Below are 14,597 nucleotides of genomic sequence, written 5' to 3' on the forward strand. Positions count from 1 at the left end.
TGTATGTCTCCTTGGCGAGCCCCGAAGCCAGTTTCGTCAACGCGGAGGTGTATGGCTGCCCCGGCGGTAAGACGCCGGTTTGATTCGCTATGGTGTGTGTCGTCGAGCACACGTTGCATCGCGACCCCGTGTCGAGATCTCCTAACGTTTGGCACGAAAAGTGCGATCCCGCTGCCGCGGTTCATCAATCCTTCAGCGACGAGGTTTCGCACGCACATGGGGTCAGGCAATTTGGCTATCGCGAATGGAGTGTTGGATGCGATTGGGCGAACGCCGATCGTTCGCCTCTCGCGATTCTTGGACTGTGATCACGTTGAGCTGTTGGCCAAACTGGAGTCCTCTAACCCAGGAGGCAGTGCCAAGGATCGACCAGCGCGGATGATGCTCGAACAGGCCTTGGCGCGGGGAGAGCTAAGATCGGGAAATACGGTGATCGAATCATCGTCCGGCAACATGGGAATCGGATTGGCTCAGGCCTGTCGGTACCACGGCTTGCGTTTCATTTGTGTCGTTGACCCGCGCGCTCAGCTACAAAATTTGAAAATCATCGAAGCCTTGGGCGGCGAAATCGAAATGGTGCAGCGGCCGCTCGACGGAGACTTTCTGGCGGCCAGAATCGCGCGGGTCTGCGAATTGTTGGAGCGGATGCCCGAGAGCTATTGGCCCAACCAATATCGCAATCTTGACAACCCGCGGGCGCACACCGAAGGCACGATTCGCGAGATCGATGAAGCTCTCGGTGGGGAGTTTGACGTCGTTCTTGTTGCGATCAGCAGCACGGGAACGGCACAAGCCTGTCGTGACTACCTGTCCTCCCGAGGTCGCAACGTGGACGTGATCGCGGTCGACGCCGCGGGCAGCGTATTATTCGGCGGATCGCCGGGCCCCCGAAAGATTCCGGGGCTAGGCGCAGGCAGGGTGCCTCCACTCGCGATCGGACAATCATTTCAGCGAGTGCATCGCGTGACCGATCTGGATTGCGTGATCGGATGTCGCCGCGCGGCCCAGCGAGAGGCGATCCTGGTAGGGGGATCCGCCGGCGGCGTGTTGATGTCGGTATCGCATCTGCAGGACCAACTCGCCGGCAAACGCTGCGTCGCGATTCTCCACGATTCCGGCACCCGGTATCTGGACACCATCTACGACGACGACTGGGTTCGCGAGCATCTGGATTGTGACTCGCATGCCTTGAAACGATTGGCTCACGAGGATCAGGTTCAAATGTCAATTGAGGTGGAATTGTGAGTATTGCGAATCTTCCGGACGCGACAGCACCGCGGGGCCGGGACAACGGCGGCGGGGGAAGGGTCCGACTAGCGATCGTCGGATGCGGACCGCGCGGACTGCGATGCCTTGAAACGCTCAGCCGGGTCATCGGGGAACGACAACTGTCAGCGATTGACGTGACCGTTTTCGAGCCGGCCGGATCACCCGGGGCCGGTCACATCTATGACCCACAACAGCCCCATGGACTGCGGATGAATTATGCGACGCAGCACATTGATTTTTGGCGGCCCACTCCCCAGCCTTCCTCAGCTCAATCAGAGTCGTTGATGCGTTGGTTGTCTGATCGCTACCCCGATCTGGCGATGACGGATCAGTACATTCCCCGCGCGATTGTCGGGGAGTACCTATCGGACTGCTTTCGCGAGGTCTCTCAGCGGTTCCCGACGGCGTCATTCCGCGTGATTGGTGAGCGTGTTCGACGGGTTTGGCGAGGTCCGACCGGCTGGAACGTCGAAGTCAACTCAGGCGTGTCATCGTTTGATCTTGTGGTGCTTGCGACCGGACATGAAGGTTTGCGACCGTCATCGGCGCTCGATCATCAGCCTGACTCGACGCAGCGAAAAACCCAGGAGATCTATCCTGTCGAATCACAACTTTCAAACCAGCGTGTTGGCTCCGGCACCACGGTGCTCATCCGCGGAATGGGGCTGACTGCGATCGACGCGGTGCTTTCGCTAACCGAAGGCCGCGGGGGAGAGTTTTTGGCAAGCGATCCACTCCCTCGCTACAGCCGCTGTCGCGACGAACCCCGACGGATCGATGTGCGCAGCCGATCGGGCCGCCCGATGCTGGCCAAACCGACGGCGAGGGTGGAGCCGATTGAAGATGATTTTTGGCAGCCACATCGAAATCGAATGGAGGAACTGCGATCGCGCCACGGTCAACTCCGGTTCCGAAGTGAAATCTTTTCGGTTGTCTCGGAGGCGGCCGCCGGTCTGCTGAACCAGTCTTGCGGAAACACATTTCGGGGACGAGACATTTTCAATTGGTACCGCGGGTGGTCGCGTTACCGAATGGATCCGTCAGCGGCCTACGACGCGATGCGACAATCTTACGGCGTCGCGACGGGACGGCTCCCCAAGGACATTCCGTACGCGTTGGGGGAATCCTGGCGGAGACTCTATCCACAGCTCGTCAGGCTCGTCAGTTTTGGCGGGCTTGCCGACGATCAGTATCCGTCATTTCGGGCGGTTGCATCGGAGATGGAGCGAATCGCCTTCGGCCCACCCGCCGAAAGCGTCGGCAAACTACTCGCATTGATCCATCAGGACGTGGTGACGCTCGGGCAGATTGACAGCCAGCCCCAGGAGAGCGAGAACTATGATTGCGTCCTTGATGCCGTGATCGCCGGGCCCCACGATCCCAGTGTCTTCGGTCCCATCACCGGATTGCTCGATGATGGAACGGTACGTCGGCACGGTCCGACCCACGCGATCGTGACCGACCAGGACGGATTTGTCCCCGGCACCGATTGCACCCTTGCCATCTTCGGACGGGCGACGGAAGGCTGGGTCGTCGGTAACGACACGTTGTCTCGGGGGCTGCACGACCAAATTGATCGCTGGGCGAACCGGATGGCCGTCCTCACTGATTCGCCGGCCAGCGATCATCATGGAATTTGAGATGAATCGGATGATGCCGCCCGCAGATCGAGAAGAATTTGTACGCCAGTCCTGTCACGGTGAAGTGCCGCTGGATGCTCGGCTTGAACCCTGGATGCTCGAGTGCATGGGTGATCAACGGTTGTTTGATCGGGTTGCCGAGTTCGGATCGCCCCTAAACGTGATTCACACCGAGCCGATGGAACAAAACGTGGATGCCCTCCGTCAGGTGGCATCCGAACGGAAGATCGATTTGAAGATCTTCTTTGCCCGCAAGTCAAATAAGTGCCTGTCGTTTGTGGACCAAGCCAAACGTTCGGGAATCGGCGTCGACACGGCCAGCGAAAATGAAGTCCGGCAATGCCTCGACCGCGGTATCGACCCAGGTCAACTGATTTGCACGGCGGCGGTCAAGAGCGAGGCACTTCTGCAACGGTGCATCGATCGTCAAATCTGTATCGTCGTCGACAACCTGGACGAATTGAATCGCATTGTCTCGATCGCAAAAACTGTCGAACGCTCGGCTTCCATTGCATTGCGTCTGGGTGGTTTTCATCACGACGGTCGAAAGCTGCCCACCCGATTCGGGTTCGACGTCGGCAGAGATGCAACGCTATGCGAGCGGCTAAGCGATTTGCCGATCACTGTCCTGGGAGTCCATTTCCACTTGGACGGCTATGACGCGGGCCAACGCGTCGCGGCCTTGACCGAATCTCTCGACTGGATCAACCGCCTCCGCCGCGGAGGACACTCTCCCGTCTTCATTGACATGGGCGGTGGATTTCCGATGTCCTACTTACAGTCGGGACAACAATGGAAGAGGTTTTGGGACGAACACCGCAGCGCATTGCTGGGCCAACGCAGCGAGGTGACCTATCGAAATCATGGGTTGGGACTGAACGTTCATCGCGGAGAGGTCATCGGCGAGCCGAATTCTTATCCGTACTCTCAATCACCGACCAAAGGCGACTGGTTGCGGAGCATCCTGGACTTTCCCGTTGCCGGTGTTTCGATCGCGGAACGGATCGCGTCGTCCAATGTCGAATTGCGTTGCGAGCCCGGCCGCTGCTTGATGGACGGTTGCGGCATGACGGTGGCGAGTGTTGAGTTCCGCAAACAGGACGCCGAAGGGCACTGGTTGATCGGACTGTCGATGAATCGCACGCAATGTCGGACGTCGAGCGACGATTTCCTGGTCGATCCGATTTTGTTGCCGTGCAATCGTTCCGATCATCGGAGCAAGTCGGGTTACTTGGTCGGCGCCTATTGCACCGAATCCGAACTGCTTTCGCTGCGGCATCTGGTTTTTCCACATGGAGTCCGCTGCGGCGATCTTGTTGTCTTTCCGAACACTGCAGGCTATTTGATGCATTTTTTGGAAAGTCGATCCCACCAGTTCCCGCTGGCGAAAAACTATCTCTGGCAGAGTGACTCGCTCGACCCGATCGATCACCAACCGGATCATGCGTGCACGGCGTAAACCGCGCACCGTGGTCGGCCGCACGACGGTCAGACCGTTCTCGTTTCGTACCACTGGGAACGCGGATCCGCGGTTCAGGGGGAAAACGACACTAGCGATGGCGATTGCGGTACTCGCGTGGTGAATGACCAGTTGCCTTGCGGAACTGGCGGCTGAAGTAGTTGCTGTCGGAGAATCCCACATCAAGGGCGATGTCGGTGATGCTGCGGTCGGTGCTCCGTAGCAACCGCCGCGCTTCTTCGATCCGAAGCCCGATCAGGTAGCGGATCGGCGACGCCCCCATCGCCGATTCAAACATCCGGATGTAGTTGGTCCGCGACATCCCCGAGATGTCCACAAGCTCGTCCAGCGAGATCGCCTGTGCCGAGTTGCGTTGCATGTGTGAAATCGTCTCAGCGATGCGGATCAGTGACTTGCTGGACGAGTTGCGCGTCGCGCCGTAGCACCGAGAAAGAAAGGTGACAAGCTCCAACATGCTGGCGATCGCCATGGTTCCGAAACCGGGGCGTCGCGCGGCAAGTTCGTTGTCCAGTTTGTCGACCAACCGCAACGCCTCGCCGATCTCGGCCGGGTTGAGTTGCAAGCGACTGGTGAATTGGTGTCGGCGACGCCACGCCGGCTCGAGAGTGAACAGGGCGTGGTAACCGGAAAGCGACTGTAGGTCACCAAGCATCATCGGCAACTCGGTCGGGTCGAACAGGATGTTGATCAAACTGAGTTGATCCATGTTGAGATAATCGTGCGGCCGATCGCCACCGATGACGAAGGTGTCTCCGGTTTTTAGCTCGTAGCTGTCTTCCCCGGTGATGTGCAATCCTGCCCCACCGGTGATGATGACGATTTCCGAGAATTCGTGACAATGCAGCCCAAACGGCTGTTGGGGGTCACGACGCTCGACGACGATCGGAAACCCGTCGGGATGAAACCAGTCTTGTTTTCTTAGGACTTTCATCCTTGTTTCCCGCCGGTTGGGTCCGCTGGCAGAGGTGATCGCCCGGGAGTTGCCGCGAAGATTAGGGCCCGAACGCCGTGAACGAAAGAAAAGCACTTTGGGACGATTGTGCTAGTTGCCGGGCAAATCGTCAAGGTTTTTCGATTTTGGAAGGTCTAGACTGCGCCCCAGCGAACCACGCGATGCGATTGATTCGGCCCTAAAGGATGAAGTGTGATGGCGGACGGCACGATTCCAACGACTCCTCAGACCCCCACCCGAAATGCCTTCAGTTATCTGCCGGTGTCGGATGCGGCCATCAGCCTCGGTTTCTACCTGACCGGGGCGGGGATGGACGAAGTGGCCCCCAACGCTTCCTATCCGCAACAACACCATCCCGAACTTTATGATTTTAAATGGGAGCAAGGGCGTGTCCTGCCGGAGTTTCAGTTCGTCTACGTGCACCAAGGTCGCGGAGAATTTGAATCGGATGAACATGGACATGCCGAAGTGGAATCAGGAACGATGATCCTATTGTTTCCGGGCGTTTGGCATCGCTATCGGCCGATGAAGGAAACGGGTTGGACGGAGTATTGGATCTCGATCGGAGGCGAAATGCTGTTCAGCCTACAGAATCGAGGCTTTCTGGCCCCCACGCGACCGATCTTGCGTTTGAGCCGTTCAGAGAAAGTCGTCGATCAGTACAAAAAGATCATCGACTTTGTCACCCGGCATCCCGATCAACAGCCGGCTTCGCTGTGTGCAAAGGCATTGACGATCACTGCCGAGGTGCTCGACGACACGGAGCACTTCGGCATGACGCCGGATGCATTGGACGACCAAGTCGATCCGGTCACCCGCAAGGCATTGCTGACGATTTGGAACCACAGTCACCGCAAGTTGTCCGTCGCGATGATCGCCAAACAAATCGGCGTCACGACCCGAACACTGGAGCGGCACTTCCGCACGACGACGGGCCAATCCGTGCTTGAACACATCACCGGATGTCGACTCGACCGCGCACGCAGAATGCTGCGAGAGACGAATCTGCCCATCAAGTACATTGCCTACGCGGCGGGATTTAGCTCGCTGAGCCACATGTGCAGGGTGTTTCAACGCAAGGAGTCGAGGACTCCGAGCGACTACCGAGCCGAAAACCATGACCGAGCTGATTGAGTCAAGAATACACCTCCTTGCAGGCATGATATCCTTGCGGTCGTCCGCTTGCGACATTCCTTCAGCCTGACGTCACGAACAACGAATCCATCGAACATCCAACTCACTTACAACGAGAAAGATTTTGGCCACTTCAGAGCAAATCATTGAACGCGCCTTCGAGTCGGCGCGACAGCGTTACGCCGATCTTGGCGTCGATGTGGACGCAGCGATCCGCCGTTTGGGCACCGTCCCGATCTCCGTCCATTGTTGGCAGGGCGATGACGTCATCGGATTTGAAGGGCGAGAAGAATCGCTGGGCAACGGCCTTGCCGTGACCGGCAACTATCCGGGCCGTGCCCGAACGCCGGGTGAATTGCGTGAGGACCTGGAGTTCGCGTTTTCGCTGATCCCCGGGAAACACCGCCTGAACCTTCACGCCCTGTACGGTGAATTCCATGGGCCGGTCGATCGGGATGAAATCGGCGTCGAACACTTCCGCGGGTGGATCGATTGGGCGGCCGACCAAGGCTTGAGTTTGGATTTCAATCCCAGCTTTTTCTCGCACGAAAACGCTGCGGACGGATTCACGCTCGCACATGTCGACTCAAAGATCCGCCAATTCTGGATCGATCACGCAGTGGCATGCCGCAAGATCGCTGCGGCAATGGGCGAGGCGCAAGGCAATCCGTGCGTCAACAACTTTTGGATCCCGGACGGATACAAAGATTCTCCGGCCAGCAGGAAAGCGCCCCGCCAACGGCTGATCGAATCGCTCGACCAGATCTTCACCGAACCACTCGCACCTGCTCACACGCTCGATGCAGTGGAGTGCAAATTGTTTGGGATCGGCAGCGAAAGCTATGTCGTCGGTTCACATGAGTTTTACATGGGTTACGCGATGACCCGGAACAAGGTGTTGTGTCTGGATGCCGGACACTTTCATCCCACCGAAGGCATCGCCGACAAGATCTCTTCGGTGTTGTTGTACGTGCCGGAGTTGTTGCTGCACGTCAGCCGCGGAGTGCGGTGGGATAGCGATCACGTGGTGACGTACAACGATGAAGTCCAGTCGATCATGCAGGAGATTGTTCGCGGCGACTACTTGGACCGCGTTCACATCGGGCTCGATTTCTTCGACGCCAGTATCAATCGCGTTGCGGCGTGGGCGATCGGAACTCGCAACACCTTGAAAGCCGTGCTGGCGGCGTTGCTGGAACCGACCGAGACGCTGCAACAAGCCGAACGTGACGGTGACTACACCACGCGGCTGGCGTTGATGGAGGAGTTAAAGACGATGCCGCTGGGGGCCGTGTGGGATTACTACTGCCAATCGACCGGAGTGCCTGTCGGCGCCGAGTGGCTTGAGCGCGTTCGGGAGTATGAAACAGCTGTCCAGCCCACACGCGGTTCCTCGGTGCAGGTTCCCTAACGGGGTAAAGTCATGAATCGTGCAACACCGAGACGCCATCGGGCCAAGGAATCAACCATCAAAACGCGAGTGAATCTATGAGCGAAGAGACGTCGAATTCGGGCGGAGAATTTGAACGTGAACCGGTGCCGGATTCGGCGCTTCTGGGCAACGGAAAGTTTTGGGGCATGTACGCCGGAGAGCATGCCGCGGGCACCGAATTCATGATCGGCCCCTTATTCCTTGCCGCCGGCGCCAGCCTGTCCGATCTGTTGCTGGGGCTTTTGCTGGGCAATTTGCTCGCCGTGGTGACATGGCGATTCTTGGTCGTGCCGATCGCGATGGCCAAGCGTTTGACGTTGTACTACCAGTTGGAGCGGATAGCCGGTGGCGGGCTGGTCAAGTTTTACAACGTCGTCAACGGGTTGCTGTTTTGTTTTCTTGCCGGCGCGATGGTCACGGTCTCCGCGTCGGCGGTGGGCGTGCCCTTTGGCATCGCCTTTGATGTGCCGAGCAACTTCTTCGGACTCAGCAATCCCTCGTTCACGGCGTTGGTGGCGGTCGTGGGCGTGGTCATCGCCATCGTCGCCGCCGGTGGGTACGAGCGTGTCGCCCGAGTGGCCAACATCGCGGCACCGTGGATGATCGCGGTGTTCGCCGCCTGTGGGATCGTCTCGCTGGCCCAGATGGAAGCGAACAGCGTTGCGGCCCTGACCGAGGGCGAATTTTGGAGCGGAGCGATCGCCACGGTCCAGGCCCACAACGGCGAACAGAGCTTCGGCTTTTGGCAAATCGTCGTTTTCGCATGGTTGTGCAACGGCGCGATGCACTTCGGGATGGCCGATCTGTCGATCTTTCGATTCGCCCGCAGCAAGGCCGCCGGCTGGGCGCCGGCGATCGGTATGTTTCTCGGTCACTACATGGCCTGGATCGCCGCCGCGCTGCTGCTGGCCGCATTGCTGAAGTTGCAGCCCAGCCTGGCCATCATGCCGGTTCCCGAGGGCGATGAAGACGTCGGTTTGCCGGGAACGGTGGTGGCAAACCCCGGGCAGCTTGCGTTTCACTCGCTCGGCTGGGCCGGCATCCTGTGCGTGGTGATCGCGGGTTGGACGACAGCCAACCCGACGATCTATCGCGCCGGACTGGCGTTCCAAGGCGTGTTGCCGAGCCGCTCACGGGCGGCGATGACGATGGTCGCCGGTGCCATCGCAACGATCGCCGGAGCGTTCCCCAACCTGTCCGCACAATTGCTCGGTTTTGTCGGCACCTACGGCACCGTGCTCGGTCCCATGGGCGCCGTGATCTTCGTCGACTTCTATCTGATGAAGACGTTTGGGATGCAAGACGAGTACGCCGATCGAAGCGGGGCGCGGGCGAACATCGCCGTCCTGATCGCATGGCTGCTTCCGGTCGCCGTCGGCTTGTATCTGATTTTCCAACAAGGCTTGTTCGCGGCCTATGCGGTGATCCCGTGTTGGATCACGTGCGGTGTTCTGTACTTGGTTTTAAGCAGGTTGACGCAGAAAGCATCGCACCGATCTGAAGTCAACCGATAAGGTTCCACGCAAGCGCAAGGTCATCTCATGCAATCCATCGCCAAAATCGTTTCGCTGATCACGCTGGGCCTCGTTGCCCTCCCGTGCCTGCTGTATTTTGCCGGGGCAATCGGAATCGACGCGGTGAAGTGGACCGCACTGGCGGGCACCATCGGCTGGTTCCTGTCCACGCCGGTGTGGATGAGCCGCAAGCTGTCGATCGACGCCGATGAGGTAGAGATTTAAGCGGGCCAGAGGCGGATTGCGATGGGCGTTCGCGCTGGCCATTGGTGTCTAGCCTTTAGGCGATTTTCCTCGCTGCGAGGGGCGTCGATTGCCTAAGTGACGGAATTAATCGTAGCGGAAGTCCCCAAAGACTTTCGCAAGCCGCCGGCGCTCTCTGGCGTTTGCTTGCTGCGCAAACGCCGTCTCTCCCTGGGAACGTCGGAAGAATAAGTGGGATGGGCTTCCAGCCTGTCATGGCGAAAACGACAGGCTGGAAGCCTATCCCACAATCAATCCCCGCCACTTATTCTTCCGACGGTCCGAGGGAGAGAATCATCATCGGTTGCCAAATCCTGCAGTCATTGAATCAACGTCACACGCAGCGAAGAACGACCGCTGCGGAAGGGCCGCCGTGCTCGAAAGAGCGACGGGGCCGGCAAAACGTGTCGCAAAACGACAATCCTTTGGCGGCTGGAATTGGCGACACGGGGCCTAACATAACCCCAGTGCATCGCCTATGTCGGCGTGTGCCCTCTTCCGCTTTCTTCTTTCTAATTCTCTGGAGTCTTCGATGAGACGTCATCGCACCGGATTCACGCTGGTCGAGCTGTTGGTGGTCATCGCGATCATCGGCATTCTGGTCGGCCTCTTGCTGCCGGCGGTCCAGGCTGCTCGCGAGGCCGCGCGCCGAATGAGTTGCAGCAACAACTTCAAACAAATCGGTCTGGCAATTCACAACTACCATTCGGCGTACAAACAATTGCCGTTGCAGGGATGTGGGACGTATCGCCAGGGCGGCCACGACATGTGGGATCGCGCCAGCGACACGACATCGATCAATCATCGCGGCTCCTTCTTGATCGGCATTTTGCCCTTCGTGGAACAACAGGCCATCTGGCAACAGATCAGCAACCCGCTGGCGAGCAACGCCGACGGATCGCCTCGCAATCCGCCTTGGCAAGCCATGGGACCAGGGGTTGCCAGGATCGACTACGGGCCGTGGGGGACGGAGATTCCGACGTTGCGATGCCCCAGCGATCCGGGCGTCGGCTTGCCCGCACTCGGCCGCACGAACTATGCCGCGTGCATGGGAGATTCCGCCGTCTTCACTCGTGATCCGTGGTTGCACGTGGATGAAGTTTCCAGCGGCGCCACGCTGCCCTATTCGGTCAACGACCGCGGACAGGCGATCCGTTCGAACAAGTGCCATCGTGGTGCGTTCGTGCTTTGCAAGGACATGAAGTTCCGCGACATCCTGGATGGACTGTCCAACACGATCCTGTGTGGAGAAATCGCGACCGATTTGGCCGATGGCGACTCCCGCACGACCTTGGCCCGCTCGGACTCCTACTCCGATCGCCCCGGGCATGGCCGAGCAGAATGCCGACGGAATCCGTCCTGGGGCGACCAATTCCTCGATCCTGACCGTCCGCGGTTCTGGGTCGCAGCCGCCACCGCGTCGGCCAATGCCACGCAAGCCCGAGGTTTCCGTTGGCATGACTGCTACCCCTTGTACACCCAGTTTCACACGGTGCGTCCGCCCAACAAGGCGATGTGCTCCGGTGGTCGCGATCACAACGATTCCACGTTGGCGGCGTCCAGTCGTCACCAAGGCGGAGCCCACGTGTTGATGGGCGATGGCGCGGTGATCTTTATCACGGACTCCATCGAGGCGGGCGATCCGAATGCGCCCCAGATCGCTTACCACAACAGCCCACCGACCGTCGCCGGCGCGCAGAGCCCCTACGGACTGTGGGGCGCTTTGGGCAGTCGGGCCTTCAACGAAGTGATCGAAGAGCAGCTGAATCAGTAGCCGGCGGAAGATCGTGACGCACGGCCGTGCGATTCCCTCGGGCTACTTCTGCCTCGATCAGGTCCGCGGCCGGCGTCCAATACCTCTCACTTACCAAGGATATCAATGAATCGTTTCATACGCCCCACCATGGTCGTCTTGCTATTATGCTGCCTGATCGCAGGTTGCTCCGATGGGCCCCAGAACATCACGCAGAACGCAAACCAAGAAGAGATCGACAACTACAACGCTTTGATCGAACAAGCCGAAAAGGAAATGCAGGGAGACGGCGAGGTCGAGGAGCTGGAAGAATAGCTGTCGCTGCACGCGGCATCGAAAGACCTCAAGCGTCTTGCAGCGATCGTTGCAAGACGCTTTCGGTGTTCCTCCGCCCGACGGCAAAACCATTTGCGACAAACAAAGACCGACACAAAGATTGAATCCTATGGCCAAACTCAACTCGTTACGATCGCTTTGCCTCGTTGTTGCACTACTGGCAATCGGATCTGCCGGGGCGCAACCACCGGATTTCGATTTGATTTCAAAACCGGTGCATGCCCCCAATTGGAAGGCCGGTTTTGCAGCCATGCAAAGTCGCGGTTACAGGCCGCTGTTCAATGGCAAGGATCTGACCGGTTGGCGGAATCCCTATCCGCACGGTGAAGCGAACGTCGTCGACGGTGAGATCCATTTGACCGGCGACAAGAAGTTTTTTCTGGTTACCGAGACGAAGTACTCCGATTTTCGACTGAGTGTCGAGATCCATCTGCCCGAGGGCCCGGCCAATTCGGGTGTGATGTTCCGCTGCCATGTCGACCAGGATGCCACCAAGAAGGTTTACGGCTATCAAGCCGAGTGTGACGGGTCGGATCGACGGTGGTCCGGCGGCCTTTATGACGAAGCACGTCGCCGTTGGATCTGGCCGAGCACCGCAGGGCGTTCCACGGGACAGTTCCTTGAACACGCCGAAGAATCCAAGCAATATTTTTCACAGCCGCGGGTTCGCGATGCGCTCAACCGCAACGGTTGGAACCGGTACGTCGTGACCTGCGTGAAGGACTTGATTCGGATCGAAGTCAATGGAGTGGAAACCGTTCGCTTTCGCGATGCAACCGATGCATCGGGCTACATCGGAATTCAGCATCACGGTGAAAAAGGCCAGACGTATCGATTCCGAAATCTGTTCATCAAAGAGTTGCCCGCGGTTCCCGGCGAGCGACATGCAGAGTTGACCGAGCAGGCTCCGGTCGCCATCAAACGCATCAACGATCAAGTCACGCAGCTCGATTTCGGCAAAGTCGCGTTTGGAAACATCGTCATGCCGGTGCCCGAGGGGCGCGGCTTGGCCAAGGTTCATTTCGGGGAAAAACTGAAGGACGGACGCATCGACCAGGATCCGCCGGGCACGGTCCGCTATGGCATGACCCCCATTCGCCTCGGCCAGCAGCGTGGGAACTGGATCGTACCGGCACCGGTCGACTCGCGCAACATTGAACAGGCGGGGTTGGTTTATGCGAATCCTCCGGCGGTCTTGACGCCACCGACGTGGCGTTCGGTGATGCCGTTTCGTTGGATCGAAATCGAAGGCGTGGATCCTGAATTCCCGTTTGAACTCATTCGTCGCCGGGCCGCTTTCTCGGCGACTTGGAATGACGACGCCAGTGCCTTTGAATGTTCCGACGAAACGTTGAACCGCATTTGGGATCTGTGTAAATACAGCATCAAAGCGACGACGTTTGCGGGCGTCTATGTGGACGGCGATCGCGAGCGGATCCCGTACGAGGCGGACGCCTATCTGAATCAGCTGAGTCACTACACGACCGATGACGACGTCACGATGGCGGCGCGAACGTTTGATTGGTTGATGGAGAACGGGACTTGGCCGAGTGAATGGGCACCGCACATGGTGTTCATGGCGTATGCGGAGTGGATGTACTCGGGCGACAGCGATTGGTTGAAGCAGCGCTATGAATCACTGAAGACAAAAACGCTGCTTCATCGGAGCGGCGCTGACGGATTGGTTCGCAGCGGCGAGTCGGATCAAAATCGACACGACATTGTCGATTGGCCGAAAAACGAACGCGATGGTTTTGTGTTTACCGAAATCAATACGGTCGTCAATGCGTTTCACATTGAAGCGTTGGAGCAAATGGCCGAAATGGCGGGCGCGATCGGAAAGGATGCCGATGCGGCGGCGTTCGAGGCCCGTGCCACACACGCCAAAACCTCCTTTCACCAAACACTCTTTGACGAAGCTGCCGGGATCTACCGTGACGGTGTGGGCACCGATCATCACAGCATCCATGCGAATTTCTTCCCGTTAGTGTTCGGTTTGATCCCGGACAAAAACGTCGCCGGTGTGGCCGACTGGTTGGCGGAAGCGGACATGCGGTGCAGCCCCTACGCGGCCCAGTATTTCATGGACGCGTTGTTTCACCACAACCAAGCTCAAGCGGCCCTGGACCTGATTCTCGCCGACGGTGACCGCAGCTGGAAACACATGCTCGATAGCGGGACGACGATCGCCTGGGAAGCCTGGGACTTGAAGTACAAACCCAATCAGGATTGGAATCACGCCTGGGGCGCCGCACCGGCGAACCTGCTGCCACGGCACGTGTTGGGGGCCCAGCCCGGCACCGCCGGTTGGAACACGGCCACCATTCGCCCCTGTCCTGGTGATCTGTCCTTCGCCCGCGGCAAGGTTCCCACCTCCCGCGGTGCGATTCAGATCCAGTGGACCAACGAGGATTGGTTCGATCTGTCGCTGTCCTTGCCCCAGGGCATGGCAGCGGTGGTGGATCTGCCCGCCCCCAAAGATTCCGTCGGTGTCTTTGCCGACGACACACCGGTTCCCGCAACCAAACACGGCGACCGCTGGGTGGTCGCTGACGAGGTCAGCGGATCGGTCCGTTTCGTAGTGAAGTAACAGCGAGGCACGGCAGCGTATTTTTTTTCGCGTCGACCTTTGCCCTGATTTGGATCGTGAGCGGCTACGACGCGTTGGTGTCACAATTTGACGGAAACGCGGGGTTTCGACTCGGAACACCATGTCGGTTTGGCTTGAGGGGGCCGTATCTAGCGTCCTGCGGAATTTAGGTAAGAAGATTTTTGGTAAGAAAATTGGAAGATGCACGTCGTTGGACTTCAATCATCTTCTTACCTCCAAAACCTTCCTACCGC

At 58.6% G+C, this 14,597-nt stretch carries 11 protein-coding genes; 10 read left to right on the forward strand and 1 reads right to left on the reverse strand.

Features of this window, described 5'->3' with window-relative positions; genetic code table 11:
* Nucleotides 1–216: 216 nt before the first annotated feature.
* The 3 genes from sbnA to H1B37_RS10595 are packed head-to-tail and all read left to right on the forward strand — an operon-like array spanning nt 217 to nt 4,368.
* Nucleotides 217–1,245, forward strand: a complete 1,029-nt coding sequence (gene sbnA, locus H1B37_RS10585; RefSeq protein WP_182866606.1) for a 2,3-diaminopropionate biosynthesis protein SbnA — start codon at nt 217–219, stop codon at nt 1,243–1,245.
* Nucleotides 1,242–2,909: an FAD/NAD(P)-binding protein gene (locus tag H1B37_RS10590; protein WP_182866607.1), complete on the forward strand. Its 1,668-nt coding sequence runs from the start codon at nt 1,242–1,244 to the stop codon at nt 2,907–2,909. Before sbnA ends, H1B37_RS10590 begins: the two co-directional genes overlap by 4 nt.
* Complete coding sequence (locus tag H1B37_RS10595) at nt 2,899–4,368, forward strand: Y4yA family PLP-dependent enzyme (RefSeq protein ID WP_286177608.1); 1,470 nt, start codon at nt 2,899–2,901, stop codon at nt 4,366–4,368. Before H1B37_RS10590 ends, H1B37_RS10595 begins: the two co-directional genes overlap by 11 nt.
* Before the next feature lie 91 nt (nt 4,369–4,459).
* Here the strand turns inward: H1B37_RS10595 and H1B37_RS10600 are convergent, their stop codons facing one another.
* Nucleotides 4,460–5,320, reverse strand: a complete 861-nt coding sequence (locus H1B37_RS10600) for a helix-turn-helix domain-containing protein (protein WP_182866608.1) — start codon at nt 5,318–5,320, stop codon at nt 4,460–4,462.
* A gap of 216 nt (nt 5,321–5,536) precedes the next feature.
* On the opposite strand from H1B37_RS10600, the gene H1B37_RS10605 reads away from it, so the two are divergent.
* From H1B37_RS10605 to H1B37_RS10635, 7 genes are all read left to right on the forward strand, one after another.
* Nucleotides 5,537–6,475 (forward strand): AraC family transcriptional regulator, encoded by a 939-nt coding sequence (locus H1B37_RS10605; protein ID WP_182866609.1) that lies wholly within the window; start codon nt 5,537–5,539, stop codon nt 6,473–6,475.
* Between the two features lie 124 nt (nt 6,476–6,599).
* Complete coding sequence (locus H1B37_RS10610) at nt 6,600–7,886, forward strand: L-rhamnose isomerase (RefSeq protein WP_182866610.1); 1,287 nt, start codon at nt 6,600–6,602, stop codon at nt 7,884–7,886.
* Between the two features lie 77 nt (nt 7,887–7,963).
* Complete coding sequence (locus H1B37_RS10615) at nt 7,964–9,421, forward strand: purine-cytosine permease family protein (protein WP_182866611.1); 1,458 nt, start codon at nt 7,964–7,966, stop codon at nt 9,419–9,421.
* 27 nt (nt 9,422–9,448) lie between these two features.
* Nucleotides 9,449–9,646, forward strand: coding sequence for a hypothetical protein (locus tag H1B37_RS10620; protein ID WP_182866612.1), 198 nt, complete (start codon nt 9,449–9,451; stop codon nt 9,644–9,646).
* A 550-nt stretch (nt 9,647–10,196) separates the two neighbouring features.
* Nucleotides 10,197–11,438: a DUF1559 domain-containing protein gene (locus H1B37_RS10625; protein ID WP_182866613.1), complete on the forward strand. Its 1,242-nt coding sequence runs from the start codon at nt 10,197–10,199 to the stop codon at nt 11,436–11,438.
* 105 nt (nt 11,439–11,543) lie between these two features.
* Nucleotides 11,544–11,732: a hypothetical protein gene (locus tag H1B37_RS10630; RefSeq protein ID WP_182866614.1), complete on the forward strand. Its 189-nt coding sequence runs from the start codon at nt 11,544–11,546 to the stop codon at nt 11,730–11,732.
* Nucleotides 11,733–11,862: 130 nt separating this feature from the next.
* Nucleotides 11,863–14,343: a family 78 glycoside hydrolase catalytic domain gene (locus H1B37_RS10635; RefSeq protein ID WP_286177609.1), complete on the forward strand. Its 2,481-nt coding sequence runs from the start codon at nt 11,863–11,865 to the stop codon at nt 14,341–14,343.
* Nucleotides 14,344–14,597 lie beyond the last annotated feature (254 nt).

Source organism: Stieleria mannarensis (assembly GCF_014154935.1).
In the GTDB taxonomy this organism is placed as follows: domain Bacteria; phylum Planctomycetota; class Planctomycetia; order Pirellulales; family Pirellulaceae; genus Stieleria; species Stieleria mannarensis.